The sequence below is a fragment of the Mycolicibacterium bacteremicum genome (genome assembly GCF_002086115.1).
GTDB lineage: Bacteria > Actinomycetota > Actinomycetes > Mycobacteriales > Mycobacteriaceae > Mycobacterium > Mycobacterium bacteremicum.
The window spans coordinates 117,016-130,857 of sequence record NZ_MVHJ01000003.1; the positions used below are offsets into that span (position 1 = coordinate 117,016).

A 13,842-nucleotide genomic window follows, 5' to 3' on the forward strand; every position below is an offset into this window, starting at 1 on the left:
ATTCTATGCGTCCATGGCCGGCGCTCCTGGACGCTCATACGGTGGGACCTGCAAGTCAGTTTCCCACTGCACCAGGAGAAGTCATGAAGAAGATCATCATCTCGACTGCCGCTGCCGCCGCGCTGTTGTCGGCAGCCGTCGGCACCGCAGCCGCCGGCCCGATCCAGCCGCTGTCGGTCGACGCGGTGAGCGCCGAGGGATCCGGTTCCGATGTGTACCCGTTCACCCCGCCGGTGACCGCACCGCAGACCATCCATTACAACGACTGAGCGGTCCGGTCGGCCCGTCCCGCCGCACTGGAGTACGCGACCGCCCCAGCGGGTATCCGGGCCGACATGTTCAACAAGATCGTCCAGGTCGCCGAGGGCATCGGCGGCATCGTCGGCATTCGCACCGGTACCGAGGAACCGTTCTACCTGTGTGAGGGCCGCATCGGAGAGGTGGAGATCCGGCGCTACGGGCCCCGCGTCGCCGCGCAGACGGCGGTGCCGGGCGATGGCCAGGACGCCCGCAGCGCCGGATTCCGCCGGCTCGCCGGCTACATCTTCGGGGGCAACAGCCGCGCGGACACGATTGCGATGACCGCCCCCGTCGCCCACTCCGGCGCCGAGGGTGGGTCGGTGATCCGGTTCTACATGCCGTCGAAGTGGTCCATGGACACGCTGCCCGAACCCGACGACGGGTCGGTCACCGTGGTGGAGGTTCCCGGCGAGCGTTACGCGGTGTTGGGCTTCAGCGGCGACCGCAGTGCCGCCGCCGTCGAGGTCAAGGCCGCAGAACTGCTGGCCGAATTGCAGGGCAGCGAGGTCACGCCCGACGGCGACCCGGTCGCATGGTTCTACGACCCGCCCTGGACGCTGCCGTTCCGGCGCCGCAACGAGGTCGCGGTCCGGCTGGTCTCGTGAGCTCTCAGTACATGTATTCGGCCGGGCAGGACAGGTCCACGTAGACCGTCGCGCCCGGACTCCGGGTGTAGGGCCCGCGCACGGCGTCCACCGAGCAGTTGGACAGCGGACCGTTGCGGGTGCCGTTGACCTGCACGCTGTAGCCCTGTGCGCGCAGGTCCGCCACGGTCTCGGCGGCCGAGGCCGGCCCGGACGGCGCCGCGGACGCAGCCGGAGCCGACACGAGTGCCGCCCCGCCGAATGCGAGGATGGCGGCGAGCTTTCTGAAGCTGGTCATTTCACGTCCCTTCGAGTTGAGCCGACGCGCCTGCCACACCCGGTCGGGCGAAACACGCCGTCTGATGATCACCGTGCGACTCGTGGAAGATCGTCGGATCGAAACCGCTCTCCGCCAGCCCTTTTGAGAGTCCCGATGTACCCCGCTATCGTCGGGCACCACTCAGGCCGCCGGACAGCCGGGAAACCCGAATCATCGTCGGGGGATTCCCTTAGTGGGACTTCGTCCGGAGTCGGATGTGTTCCTGCACACCATCCTTGGCAGGAATAACCGAAACGATCGCCTGGTTGGACGGTGGGCAACGATATTGAACGAAGAGAAGGAACTTGAGCATGACAACACAACAGTCGACTCGTGGTCGGATTCTCGCAGCGATCGGCGGTGCCGCTGTCGTTGCCGCGATCGGCATGACCGTCGCGCCCGGCATCGGTCAGGCGGAAGGGATCGCCCAGTCTCCGTTGGGTTCAGCGAAGCTCGCCGTGAGCTCGGACGGCGAAGTCTTTGCCCCGCCGGTGACCGCCCCGCAGCAGACCTTCGACCCGCAGGACTGACCGACCGCCGCTCGGTTGAGCGGGTGGCTCGACATGACCGACGACGCCCGCCGGTCAGGGCCCGGTTGTGGCGTTCACAAACGGGATCTGTGACGTAAGATCAGCCGCGGTTCGCGGAATGTGCGAAAGCAGTCACCGCGTTACAGTTTTCAACACCGTCTTGAGAACGAAAGAAGGACCCGAAATGGCAACACAGCGTCTGGCTCGTCGTCGGATCTCGGCAGCGGTTGGCGGTGCTGCCATCATCGCGATGATCGGCTTCACCGCGGCGTGCAGCAGCGACAGCGACCAGCCCGAAGAGACCACCCCGACGACCACCACCACGGAGCCCTCACTGACTCCGACCGAGAAGTCGATCAACCCCGGCGGCGGCGTGTTCACCCCGCCCGTGACGGCCCCGCAGCAGACCGTCCAGGGTCCGAACGACTGATCTGGAGAAGACACATATGGGCGGGTCCGAGTAATCGGGCCCGCCCATCGTCATCCCGCCGTCGCCCGCCTTCGTCGTCCATGAGGACACCCGGGAAGAGAAGTGGGCGCGGACGGTATCGAACCGCCGACCGCTGGTGTGTAAAACCAGAGCTCTACCACTGAGCTACGCGCCCCGTCGCAGGCAACTTACACGCCGTGCCCGCGTGCGGAGAAATCCTCAGGCCTGCCGCATCACGTCGCCCCGGCGCCCCGCAGCCCGTCCAGCGCCCGCTGCCAGTCCGCCTGATCGCGCGCGACACCGGCGTCCTTCACCTCGGCGAACCGGATGATCCCGGCCCCGTCGACGGCGAAGGTCCCGCGGTCCGGATAGCCGGTGTCGGGGTTGAACACCCCGTAGGCCTGTGCCACCGCGCCGTGCGGCCAGAAATCGGCGAGCAGCGGGAAGCCGAAACCTTGGTCGGCCGCCCAGATCTTGTGCGTCGGCGGCGGCCCCACCGACAGGGCCAGCACGGCGGTGTCGTCGTTCTGGTAGCTCGCCAGCCGACGCTGGATCTCGCCGAGTTCGCCCTGACAGATCGGCGTGAAGGCCAGCGGGTAGAACACCAGCAGGACGGTGCGCGGGCGCAGCGCCGACAGCGTGACGGCCCGGCCGTGCTGATCCTTGAGTGTGAAGTCCGGGGCGGAAGACCCGACCTGGAGCACTACCGCCTGCCGGCGGCCTTGGACTTCGGCTGCACCAGCCGGCTGGCGATCCAGCCGCCGAGGTTGGCCGAAGAGGTCTGCATCAGGCCCGCGGTGGGCGCGGACTCCGCGATCTCGGCGGGCTGCACGTGCCCCGGCTTGCCGGTCTTGGGCGTCACCACCCAGATGACACCGTCGTCGGCCAGCGGCGCGATGGCATCCATCAGCCGGTCCACCAGGTCGCCGTCATCGTCGCGCCACCACAGCAGCACCACGTCGACCACCTCATCGGCATCCTCGTCGAGCAGTTCGCCGCCGCTGGCATCCTCGATATCGGCCCGGATGTCGTCGTCGGTGTCCTCGTCCCACCCCAGCTCCTGGACGACCTGCCCTTTTTCGATGCCCAGACTGCGGGCGTAATTGGGGTCAGAATCCTTCCCCGCCGCGACCACCTCTTGTCCTCCTCCTGCTGTCCTCAGTCCGCCTGCCAACGTGTGTGACGCCTATCGTCGCACGTCGTGTCCGCTCACCCGTGCTCCTGGCCACAACTTCGGACCCATGTTGTCAATATGCGGCATCACACAGGTCCAGGGCCAGCGTTCGCGAATCGTTGAGCCGGTTGATGGCGTCGTTGAACGGGCTGGGCCCGATATCGTCGGCAATCGCGGTGGCCACCGCCCGTGCCGCGTCGACCCAGCCCGTCAGCGCGTCACGCATGTCGGGCGCCAGCGGGTCGGAGATGCTGCCGGAGACCAGATCGGCGCTGCGGTTCAGCGCGTCGGTGGCCGGCCCGGCCGAACCGGCGACGTCGGCACTGGAGTTGTAGGCGTCGACATAGCCGTTGACCGCGGTGATGGCGTCGGCGCTACTCGAGCTCAGCGCCTCGCACGAGGAGTGCACGGCCTCGCGGGTGATCGAGGACTGCCGCTCGGACTCCGCGGCGGCCGAACTGGCGGCCGACTCCGCGATGGAGGCCGACACCGATGCCTGGTAGACGGGCGCATCGGCGGTGTCGACGGTGGCGGTGCCGGGCACCACGCTGCTGCAGCCGACGATGATCATCGCCAAGGCGGCCGGACCGCCGACGGCGAGCGCGGCGATGCGCAGCCGGGTAGGTGCAGGACAGCCCCGCCAACTGGTCAGCATCACCGTCGAACTTACCGCCTCCCCCGCCGGATCGCCGGATCATTCGACGAGGTGACCCCGCACGGCGCGGTCGGGCACGATAGGGGGAGGATGGTAGGTGCCACAAGCATCGAGATCCATTCGTGAAAGCACTTCTACCGAGGAGCCGTAGTTGACCACCGAGTTCGCGCGCCAAGACCTGGCCCAAAACTCTGGCACTGCAGGCGAACCCGACCGGGTCCGTGTGATCCGGGAAGGCGTCGCCTCCTACCTGCCCGATATCGATTCCGACGAAACCGCCGAATGGCTGGAGTCGTTCGACCAGTTGGTTGAGCGGTCCGGTCCGGCCCGTGCGCGCTATCTCATGTTGCGTCTCCTCGAGCGTGCCAGTGAGCAGCGTGTCGCCATTCCGGCGTTGACCTCCACCGACTATGTGAACACCATCCCGACCGAACTGGAGCCCTGGTTCCCCGGCGACGAGGATGTCGAACGGCGCTACCGGGCCTGGATCCGGTGGAACGCGGCCATCATGGTGCATCGCGCGCAGCGCCCGGGAGTCGGTGTGGGCGGCCACATTTCGACGTACGCGTCGTCGGCCTCGCTGTATGAGGTCGGCTTCAACCACTTCTTCCGCGGCAAGAGCCACCCCGGCGGCGGCGACCAGATCTTCATCCAGGGACACGCCTCCCCCGGTGTCTACGCCCGCGCATTCCTCGAGGGCCGCCTCTCCACCGATCAGCTGGACGGTTTCCGGCAGGAGCATTCGCACTCCGGCGGCGGGCTGCCGTCCTACCCGCACCCGCGCCTGATGCCGGACTTCTGGGAGTTCCCGACGGTGTCGATGGGCCTGGGCCCGATGAACGCGATCTACCAGGCCCGGTTCAACCATTACCTGCACGACCGCGGCATCAAGGACACCTCCGATCAGCATGTGTGGGCGTTCCTCGGCGACGGTGAGATGGACGAGCCGGAATCGCGCGGTCTGATCCAGGTCGCGGCCAATGAGGGACTGGACAACCTGACGTTCGTGGTGAACTGCAACCTGCAGCGCCTCGACGGCCCGGTGCGCGGTAACGGCAAGATCATCCAGGAACTGGAATCGTTCTTCCGCGGTGCGGGCTGGAACGTCATCAAGGTGGTCTGGGGCCGCGAATGGGATGCGCTGCTGCATGCCGACCGCGACGGCGCCCTGGTGAATCTGATGAACACCACCCCCGACGGTGACTACCAGACCTACAAGGCCAATGACGGCGCCTACGTGCGTGATCACTTCTTCGGCCGCGACCCGCGCACCAAGTCGCTGGTGGAGCCGATGACCGATCAGGAGATCTGGAACCTCAAGCGCGGCGGCCACGATTACCGCAAGGTGTACGCGGCCTACCGGGCGGCCATGGAGCACAAGGGCCAGCCGACCATCATCCTGGCCAAGACCATCAAGGGCTACACGCTGGGCCAGCACTTCGAGGGCCGCAACGCCACGCACCAGATGAAAAAGCTTGCGCTGGAAGACCTCAAGACCTTCCGCGATGTCACCCGGGTGCCCATCACCGACGCGCAGCTGGAGAAGGACCCCTACCTTCCGCCGTACTACCACCCCGGGCCCAACGCTCCCGAGATCCGCTACCTGTTGGACCGGCGGCGCACCCTGGGCGGCTTCCTGCCCGAGCGGCGCACCAAGTCCAAGGTCCTGCAGTTGCCGGCGACCGACACCTACAAGGCGCTGAAGAAGGGGTCCGGCAAGCAGCCGGTGGCCACCACCATGGCGACCGTGCGCACGTTCAAGGAACTGTTGCGCGACAAGAACATCGGGCCGCGCATCGTGCCGATCATCCCGGACGAGGCACGCACCTTCGGGATGGACTCCTGGTTCCCGAGCCTGAAGATCTACAACCGCAACGGCCAGCTCTATACGGCCGTGGACTCCGAGCTGATGCTGGCCTACAAGGAGAGCGAGGTCGGCCAGATCCTGCACGAGGGCATCAACGAGGCGGGCTCGACGTCGAGCTTCACCGCGGTCGGTACCTCCTATGCCACCCAGAACGAGCCGATGATCCCGATCTACATCTTCTATTCGATGTTCGGGTTCCAGCGCACCGGCGACGGGCTGTGGGCGGCGGCCGATCAGATGGCCCGCGGTTTCGTGCTCGGCGCCACCGCGGGTCGCACGACGTTGACCGGTGAGGGTCTGCAGCACGCCGACGGGCATTCGCTGCTGCTGGCGTCGACCAACCCGGCCGCGGTCACCTATGACCCGGCGTTCGCCTACGAGATCGCCCACATCGTCGAGAGTGGTCTGCAGCGGATGTACGGGGAGAATCCCGACAACGTCTTCTTCTACATCACCATCTACAACGAGCCCTATGTGCAGCCTGCCGAACCGGAGAACTTCGACCCCGAGGGTGTGCTGCGCGGGATGTACCGGTTCCGGGCGGCACCGGAGAAGCGCAGCAGCACCGCGCAGATCCTGGCCTCCGGGGTGTCGATGCCCGAGGCGATCAAGGCTGCCGACCTGCTGGCCGAGAAGTGGGATGTGGCCGCCGACGTGTGGTCGGTGACCAGCTGGGGTGAGCTCAACCGGGATGGCGTGGAGACCGAGAAGCAGCGGTTGCGCCATCCCGACCGGGAGGCACCGACGGCCTATGTGACCAAGGTGCTCGCCGACGCCACCGGACCGGTGGTGGCGGTATCGGACTGGATGCGCGCGGTGCCCGAGCAGATCCGGCCGTGGGTGCCCGGGACCTATCTGACGCTGGGCACCGACGGGTTCGGCTTCTCCGACACCCGCCCGGCGGCGCGGCGGTACTTCAACACCGATGCCGAGTCGGTGGTGGTCGCCGTGCTGGAGGCCTTGGCCCGCGACGGTGAGATCGACCCCTCGGTCGCGATCGCCGCGGCCAAGGAGTACCGCATCGACGATGTGCAGGCCGCCGAGGTCTCCTACGCGGACACCGGCAGCGCCTAGTGACTCGTGGAGCTTTACCCGTAACCATTACGGGTAAAGCTCCACAAATCGCAACGTAAAATTTTAGAGGTGCCCGACAATTCGTTCCCCGAGCCGCGTTCTCCGCTCACGATCCTGGAGGGCGTACCGGAATCGCTGCGCCGTCGGTTGAAGCAGTACTCGGGTCGGCTCGCCACCGAGACGGTGCAGGCCATGCAGGAGCGGCTCCCGTTCTTCGCCGACCTGGAGGCCTCCCAGCGGGCCAGCGTGCAACTGGTCGTGCAGACCGCCGTCGTCAACTTCGCCGAGTGGCTGCACGACCCAGGCAGCGACCTCGGCTACACCGCCGAGGCCTTCGCCCTGGTGCCCCAGGACCTGACCCGGCATGTCGCACTGCGCCAGACCGTGGACATGGTGCGGGTGACCACGGAGTTCCTCGAAGAACTGCTGCCGATGCTGGGCCGCAACGAGGAGCAGACCAATGCCTTGACGGTCGGCATCCTGCGCTACAGCCGCGATCTGGCGTTCGCCGCAGCGGCGAGCTACGCCGACGCGGCCGAGGCGCGCGGGGCGTGGGACACCCGGATGGAGGCCAATATCGTCGACGCCATCGTGCGCGGCGACGCGGGCAGCGGGCTGCAATCACAGGCGGCCGCCCTCAACTGGGACGCGACCGCTCCGGCCACCGTCATCGTCGGCACACCGCGTCCGGATCGCATCGATCTGGCCATCGGTGACGTGCATGCCGCAGGCAACCGGCACAACCGGGCCACTCTCTCCGATGTGCACGGCACCTGGCTGGTCGCCATCGTGTCCGGATCGCTGTCGCTGACCGACCGCTTCCTGGCCGACCTGCTCACCGTCTTCGACGACGGGCCCGTCGTCGTGGGACCGACCGCGACGAGCCTGTCCGGCCTGCACCGCAGCGCTGCCGAGGCGATGGCCGGCATGCACGCCGTCGCGGGCTGGAGCGGCGCCCCACGCCCGGTATCTGCCCGCGAACTGCTACCCGAACGCGCCCTGCTGGGTGACGAGAATGCTCTGGCCGCGCTGGAATCCGAGGTGATGCGCCCACTCGCCGATGCCGGCCCGGCGCTGACCGAAACGCTGGACACCTATCTCGATTCCGGCGGCGCCATAGAAGCGTGCGCACGCAAATTGTTCGTTCATCCAAACACCGTGCGCTACCGCCTCAAGCGCATCGCCGACTTCACCGGGCGCGATCCCACCGTCCCGCGCGATGCCTACGTCCTGCGGGTCGCCACAACGGTGGGCCGACTGCAGCGTGACGTAGGCCACTTCAGCACGACAAACGGCAGCACAGCGGGACCGGTGGGGCCAGTGGGAACCGGTTGGGGTGGCTATGTGCGGTAAAGGGATATTGCGGCGAGGTCTCGGCGTGGTTGCTTCACGTGCGGTTTTGTAGAAACTCCACAAAAGAATAAGACAAGGTTCATATTCTCTTACACCGCACTATGAGGGCTTCACAGTGTTTTCTTAATCCCGTGCTCGCATTGCTTGCTCCCGGACAGGGATCTCAGACCCCCGGCATGCTCACCCCCTGGGTCGAGCTGCCCGGTGCCGCCGAGCGGCTGGCCGCGTGGTCGGAGATCAGTGGTCTGGACCTCGTGCGCCTGGGCACCACCGCCACCGCCGAGGAGATCACCGACACCGCGGTGACCCAGCCGCTGGTCGTGGCCGCCACCCTGCTCGCCTTCGAGGAACTCACCAAGCGCGGCACACTGAACGGTAAGGACGCCGTCGTGGCCGGACATTCGGTCGGCGAGATCGCCGCCTACGCCATCGCCGGGGTCATCTCGGCCGACGATGCCGTCAAGCTGGCCGCCACCCGCGGCGCCGAGATGGCGAAGGCCTGCGCCATCGAGCCGACGGGCATGGCCGCCGTGCTCGGTGGTGACGAAGCCGAGGTGCTGGCCCGGCTTGAGTCCCTGGACCTCGTCCCGGCCAACCGCAACGCGGCGGGGCAGATCGTCGCCGCCGGTGCCGTCGCGGCGCTGGAGAAGCTGGCCGAGGATCCGCCGGCCAAGGCGCGGGTCCGGGTGCTGGCCACCGCGGGCGCGTTCCACACCCACTACATGGCACCGGCCGCCGAGGGCTACGCCGCCGCCGCGGCCGGGGTCGGCACCACCGAACCCACCAACACCCTGCTGTCGAACGCCGACGGCAAGCCGGTGGACAACGCCGCCGACGCCATGGCCAAGCTGGTCGCACAGATGACCCGACCGGTGCGCTGGGATCTGACCAACGAGACGCTGCGCGGCATGGCGGTGTCGGCGTTGGTCGAGTTCCCGCCCGCCGGCACCCTGGTCGGCATCGCCAAGCGCGAGCTGAAGGGCACGCCCACCAAGGCCATCAAGGCCCCCGAAGACCTGGACGGGCTCGCCGAGCTCTGACCCGGAACAGCACTTCACACCGAAGAAAACACGTAGGACCACCCCGACAGCCGGGGTGGACATCAACACAGAAGGAGCCATTGTGGCCGCCAGTCAGGAAGAAATCATCGCCGGTCTCGCCGAGATCATCGAAGAGGTCACCGGTATCGAGCCCTCCGAGGTGACCCCCGAGAAGAGCTTCGTCGACGACCTGGACATCGACTCGCTGTCGATGGTCGAGATCGCCGTGCAGACCGAGGACAAGTACGGCGTGAAGATCCCCGACGAGGACCTCGCCGGTCTGCGTACCGTCGGTGACGTCGTCGCCTACATCCAGAAGCTCGAGGCCGAGAACCCCGAGGCCGCTGCCGCCCTGCGCGAGAAGTTTGGCTCGGAATGAGCAAACCTTCCACTGCTAACGGCGGGTTCCCGAATGTCGTGGTGACCGCCGTCACGGCGACCACGTCGATCGCACCGGACATCGAGAGCACGTGGAAGGGCCTGCTGGCCGGCGAGAGCGGCATCCGGAAGCTCGAGGACGATTTCGTCGAGAAGTGGGACCTGGCAGCCAAGATCGGTGGGCACCTCAAGGAGCCGCTCGATCCGCTGATGTCCCGCCTCGAGATGCGGCGGATGTCCTACGTGCAGCGGATGGCCAAGTACCTCGGCAACCAGCTGTGGGAGACCGCGGGTAAGCCGGAGGTCGATCCCGACCGCTTCACGGTCGTGATCGGCACCGGCCTGGGTGGCGGCGAGAAGATCGTCGAGACCTATGACGCGATGAACGAGGGCGGACCCCGCAAGGTGTCCCCGCTCGCCGTTCAGATGATCATGCCCAACGGTGCCGCGGCCGTCGTCGGTCTGGAACTCGGTGCCCGCGCCGGTGTCATCACCCCGGTCTCGGCGTGCTCGTCGGGTTCGGAGGGCATCGCGCACGCATGGCGTCAGATCGTCATGGGTGATGCCGATATCGCCGTCTGCGGCGGCGTCGAGGGTGCCATCGAGGCGCTGCCCATCGCGGCGTTCTCGATGATGCGTGCGATGTCGACCCGCAACGACGATCCGGAAGGCGCCTCGCGTCCGTTCGACAAGGACCGCGACGGGTTCGTGTTCGGCGAGGCCGGCGCGCTCATGGTCATCGAGACCGAGGAGCACGCCCTGGCCCGTGGCGCCAAGCCGCTGGCCCGCCTGATGGGCGCCGGTATCACCTCCGACGCCTTCCACATGGTGGCTCCCGCCGCGGACGGTCTGCGGGCCGGCCAGGCCATGAAGCGTGCGATGGAAACCGCCGGCCTCTCGCCGTCGGACATCAGCCACGTCAATGCCCACGCCACCGCCACCCCGATCGGTGACACCGCCGAGGCCAACGCGCTGCGCGTGGCCGGCGTCGGTGAAGCCGCGGTCTACGCGCCGAAGTCGGCGCTGGGCCACTCGATCGGTGCGGTCGGTGCACTGGAGTCGATCCTGACGGTGCTCGCCCTGCGCGACGGCGTCATCCCCCCGACGCTCAACTACGAGACTCCCGACCCGGAGATCGATCTCGATGTTGTCGCAGGTGAGCCTCGGTACGGCGACTACCAGTACGCCATCAACAACTCGTTCGGGTTCGGCGGCCACAATGTGGCTCTGGCATTCGGGCGTTACTGAGGCTTCAGAAAACAGGCCTCGTCAAGAAGATCTCAGTACATGAGGTGGGGAACGGCTTGAACAAGCTGTCTACGGGGAACGGTCTGCCCAACGTGGTCGTCACTGGCATCGCCATGACGACCGCGTTGGCGACCGATGCCGAAACGACGTGGAAAAGGCTGCTGGCGGGTGAGAGCGGCATCCGGCTGCTGGAGGACGACTTCGTCACGGAGTACGACCTGCCGGTCCGGATCGGCGGACACCTGCTCGAAGGCTTCGACGACGAACTGACGCGGGTGGAGCTGCGTCGGCTGTCGTACCTACAGAAGATGGCGACCGTCATCGGTCGTCGGGTATGGGAGAACGCCGGCGCACCCGAGGTCGACCCCAAGCGGCTGATGGTCTCCATCGGCACCGGTCTGGGGTCCACCGAGGAACTGGTGTTCGCCTATGACGGTATGCGGGCCAAGGGTCTGCGCGCCGTCTCCCCACTCGTGGTGCAGATGTACATGCCCAACGGTGCGGCCGCCGCGGTCGGACTGGAGCGCAAGGCCAAAGCCGGTGTGAACACCGTGATCTCGGCGTGTGCCTCCGGCTCGGAGGGTATCGCCAACGCCTGGCGCAACATCGTGCTCGGCGAGGCCGACATCGCCATCTGCGGAGGTGTGGAGACCAGGATCGAAGCGGTGCCGATCGCCGGGTTCGCCCAGATGCGCATCGTGCTGTCGAACACCAACGACAATCCGGCGGGCGCCTGCCGCCCGTTCGACCGGGACCGCAACGGGTTCGTCTTCGGTGAGGGCGGCGCGATGATGGTCATCGAGACCGAGGAGCACGCCAAGGCGCGCGGGGCCAACATCCTGGCCCGCATCATGGGCGCCAGCGTCACCTCCGACGGCTACCACATCGTCGCGCCCGACCCCAACGGCGAGCAGGCCGGATACGCGATGAGCCGGTCCATCGAGCTGGCCGGGTTGCAGCCCTCCGACATCGACCACGTCAACGCGCACGCCACCGGGACCTCGGTGGGTGACGTCGCCGAGGGCGTGGCGATCAACAACGCGATGAAGGGGCACAAGCCGGCGGTGTACGCGCCGAAGGCCGCCCTGGGCCACTCGGTCGGCGCGGTCGGCGCCGTGGAGTCCATCCTCACCGTGCTGGCGTTGCGGGACGGCGTCGTTCCCCCCACGCTGAACCTGGAGAACCTGGATCCCGAGATCGACCTGGATGTGGTGGCTGGCGAGCCGCGCTCCGGCGACTACAAGTACGCGATCAACAACTCGTTCGGATTCGGTGGGCACAACGTGGCGCTCACCTTCGGAAAGTACTGACCCACAAGTAACCCGAGGGCGCCGGTCACCATCCGACGCGCAACAGGAGGACTGGATGACCACCATGGCACCCGAAGCGGCAGCAGAGTCGCTCGACCCGCGTGACCCCCTGCTCCGGCTGAGCACGTTCTTCGACGACGGCAGCGTCTCGCTGCTGCACGAGCGCGACAAGTCCGGTGTGCTGGCCGCGGCCGGCACCGTCAACGGCGTGCGCACCATCGCGTTCTGCACCGACGGCACCGTGATGGGCGGGGCGATGGGCATCGAGGGATGCGCACACATCGTCGACGCCTACGACACCGCCATCGAGGAGCAGAGCCCGATCGTCGGCATCTGGCACTCCGGCGGCGCACGGCTGGCAGAGGGCGTCAAGGCCCTGCACGCCGTCGGCCTGGTGTTCGAGGCCATGATCCGCGCCTCCGGCTACATCCCGCAGATCTCGGTGGTCGTCGGCTTCGCCGCCGGCGGCGCCGCCTACGGGCCCGCCCTGACCGATGTCATCATCATGGCCCCGGACAGCAAGGTGTTCGTCACCGGTCCGGACGTGGTGCGCAGCGTCACCGGCGAGGACGTCGACATGGTGTCCCTCGGCGGTCCGGAGGCCCACCACAAGAAGTCCGGTGTGTGCCACATCGTCGCCGACGATGAGCTCGACGCCTACGAGCGCGGCCGTCGCCTGGTCGGATTGTTCTGCCAGCAGGGCCATTTCGACCGCAGCAAGGCCGAGGCCGGCGATGTCGACCTCAAGGCCCTGATGCCCGAGTCGGCGCGCCGGGCCTACGACGTGCACCCGATCGTCGAGGCGCTGCTGGACAAGGACGCCCCGTTCGAGGAGTTCCAGTCCCGCTGGGCGCCGTCGATCGTCGTCGGCCTGGGCCGGCTGGCCGGGCGTTCGGTCGGCGTGATCGCCAACAACCCGCTGCGCCTGGGCGGCTGCCTGAACTCCGAGAGTGCCGAGAAGTCGGCACGTTTCGTGCGGCTGTGCGACGCGTTCGGCATCCCGCTGGTCGTCGTGGTCGACGTGCCCGGTTACCTGCCCGGTGTGGACCAGGAGTGGGGCGGGGTGGTGCGCCGCGGCGCCAAGCTGCTGCACGCCTTCGGTGAGGCCACCGTCCCGCGCGTCACCCTGGTGACCCGCAAGATCTACGGCGGCGCCTACATCGCGATGAACTCCCGGTCGCTGGGCGCCACGAAGGTGTTCGCCTGGCCGGACGCCGAGGTCGCCGTGATGGGCGCGAAGGCCGCCGTCGGTATCCTGCACAAGCGCAAGCTGGCCGCCGCGCCGGAGCACGAGCGCGAGGCGCTGCACGAGGAGCTGGCCGCCGAGCACGAGCGCATCGCCGGTGGCGTGGACAGCGCCATCGAGATCGGCGTGGTGGACGCGAAGATCGACCCCGCGCACACCCGCAGCGTGATCACCCAGGCGCTGGCCGAGGCCCCCGCCCGGCGCGGTCGGCACAAGAACATCCCGCTGTAGGGGTCTCCCCCCCTTCGCGAGTTGGGGGCACCTCACGCTTGCGAGCAGACGCAAAACTGCCCCTTTTCCAGTGAAAAGGGGCAGTTTTGCGTCTGCCCGGCGC

Annotated in this window: 15 protein-coding genes and 1 tRNA gene; 11 read left to right on the forward strand and 5 right to left on the reverse strand. The window is 67.6% G+C overall.

The features are described 5' to 3' along the window. Positions 1-83: 83 nt before the first annotated feature. Positions 84-269 carry a hypothetical protein gene (locus BST17_RS04675; RefSeq protein WP_083055774.1) on the forward strand — a complete coding sequence of 62 codons (186 nt, stop codon included), beginning with the start codon at positions 84-86 and terminating at the stop codon, positions 267-269. A gap of 66 nt (positions 270-335) precedes the next feature. Further along, positions 336-905 (forward strand): SOUL family heme-binding protein, encoded by a 570-nt coding sequence (locus BST17_RS04680; RefSeq protein ID WP_083055775.1) that lies wholly within the window; start codon positions 336-338, stop codon positions 903-905. A gap of 4 nt (positions 906-909) precedes the next feature. Here the strand turns inward: BST17_RS04680 and BST17_RS04685 are convergent, their stop codons facing one another. Beyond that, entirely contained in the window at positions 910-1,182 is a 273-nt protein-coding gene (locus BST17_RS04685; protein ID WP_083055776.1) for a hypothetical protein, read from the reverse strand. 332 nt (positions 1,183-1,514) lie between these two features. Between BST17_RS04685 and BST17_RS28975 the strand changes: the two genes are divergently transcribed. Further along, a complete protein-coding gene (locus tag BST17_RS28975; RefSeq protein ID WP_133053509.1) occupies positions 1,515-1,733 on the forward strand; it encodes a hypothetical protein in 219 nt (72 codons plus the stop codon). 184 nt (positions 1,734-1,917) lie between these two features. Further along, a complete protein-coding gene (locus BST17_RS04690; protein ID WP_083055777.1) occupies positions 1,918-2,163 on the forward strand; it encodes a hypothetical protein in 246 nt (81 codons plus the stop codon). 103 nt (positions 2,164-2,266) lie between these two features. On the opposite strand, the gene BST17_RS04695 is transcribed toward BST17_RS04690, so the two are convergent. From BST17_RS04695 to BST17_RS04710, 4 genes are all read right to left on the reverse strand, one after another. After that, a tRNA-Val gene (locus BST17_RS04695) sits at positions 2,267-2,338 on the reverse strand. A 58-nt stretch (positions 2,339-2,396) separates the two neighbouring features. After that, positions 2,397-2,867, reverse strand: coding sequence for a peroxiredoxin (locus BST17_RS04700; protein ID WP_083055778.1), 471 nt, complete (start codon positions 2,865-2,867; stop codon positions 2,397-2,399). Further along, on the reverse strand, positions 2,867-3,298 hold the full coding sequence (locus BST17_RS04705) for a DUF3052 domain-containing protein (protein WP_083055779.1): 432 nt from the start codon (positions 3,296-3,298) through the stop codon (positions 2,867-2,869). Before BST17_RS04705 ends, BST17_RS04700 begins: the two co-directional genes overlap by 1 nt. 112 nt (positions 3,299-3,410) lie before the next feature. Next, positions 3,411-3,992, reverse strand: a complete 582-nt coding sequence (locus BST17_RS04710; RefSeq protein WP_083055780.1) for an Rv2240c family protein — start codon at positions 3,990-3,992, stop codon at positions 3,411-3,413. Between the two features lie 151 nt (positions 3,993-4,143). On the opposite strand from BST17_RS04710, the gene aceE reads away from it, so the two are divergent. From aceE to BST17_RS04745, 7 genes are all read left to right on the forward strand, one after another. After that, on the forward strand, positions 4,144-6,933 hold the full coding sequence (gene aceE / locus BST17_RS04715; protein ID WP_083055781.1) for a pyruvate dehydrogenase (acetyl-transferring), homodimeric type: 2,790 nt from the start codon (positions 4,144-4,146) through the stop codon (positions 6,931-6,933). Positions 6,934-7,002: 69 nt separating this feature from the next. Beyond that, positions 7,003-8,286 carry a PucR family transcriptional regulator gene (locus BST17_RS04720; protein WP_083055782.1) on the forward strand — a complete coding sequence of 428 codons (1,284 nt, stop codon included), beginning with the start codon at positions 7,003-7,005 and terminating at the stop codon, positions 8,284-8,286. A 131-nt stretch (positions 8,287-8,417) separates the two neighbouring features. After that, a complete protein-coding gene (locus tag BST17_RS04725; RefSeq protein ID WP_083055783.1) occupies positions 8,418-9,326 on the forward strand; it encodes an ACP S-malonyltransferase in 909 nt (302 codons plus the stop codon). Positions 9,327-9,408: 82 nt separating this feature from the next. After that, positions 9,409-9,705 carry a meromycolate extension acyl carrier protein AcpM gene (acpM, locus tag BST17_RS04730; RefSeq protein WP_030136494.1) on the forward strand — a complete coding sequence of 99 codons (297 nt, stop codon included), beginning with the start codon at positions 9,409-9,411 and terminating at the stop codon, positions 9,703-9,705. Further along, positions 9,702-10,952 (forward strand): 3-oxoacyl-ACP synthase KasA, encoded by a 1,251-nt coding sequence (gene kasA / locus BST17_RS04735; RefSeq protein WP_083055784.1) that lies wholly within the window; start codon positions 9,702-9,704, stop codon positions 10,950-10,952. Before acpM ends, kasA begins: the two co-directional genes overlap by 4 nt. Before the next feature lie 56 nt (positions 10,953-11,008). Beyond that, positions 11,009-12,262 (forward strand): 3-oxoacyl-ACP synthase KasB, encoded by a 1,254-nt coding sequence (gene kasB / locus BST17_RS04740; protein ID WP_083056052.1) that lies wholly within the window; start codon positions 11,009-11,011, stop codon positions 12,260-12,262. Between the two features lie 55 nt (positions 12,263-12,317). Further along, entirely contained in the window at positions 12,318-13,739 is a 1,422-nt protein-coding gene (locus tag BST17_RS04745) for an acyl-CoA carboxylase subunit beta (RefSeq protein ID WP_083055785.1), read from the forward strand. The last annotated feature ends 103 nt before the right edge of the window (positions 13,740-13,842 follow it).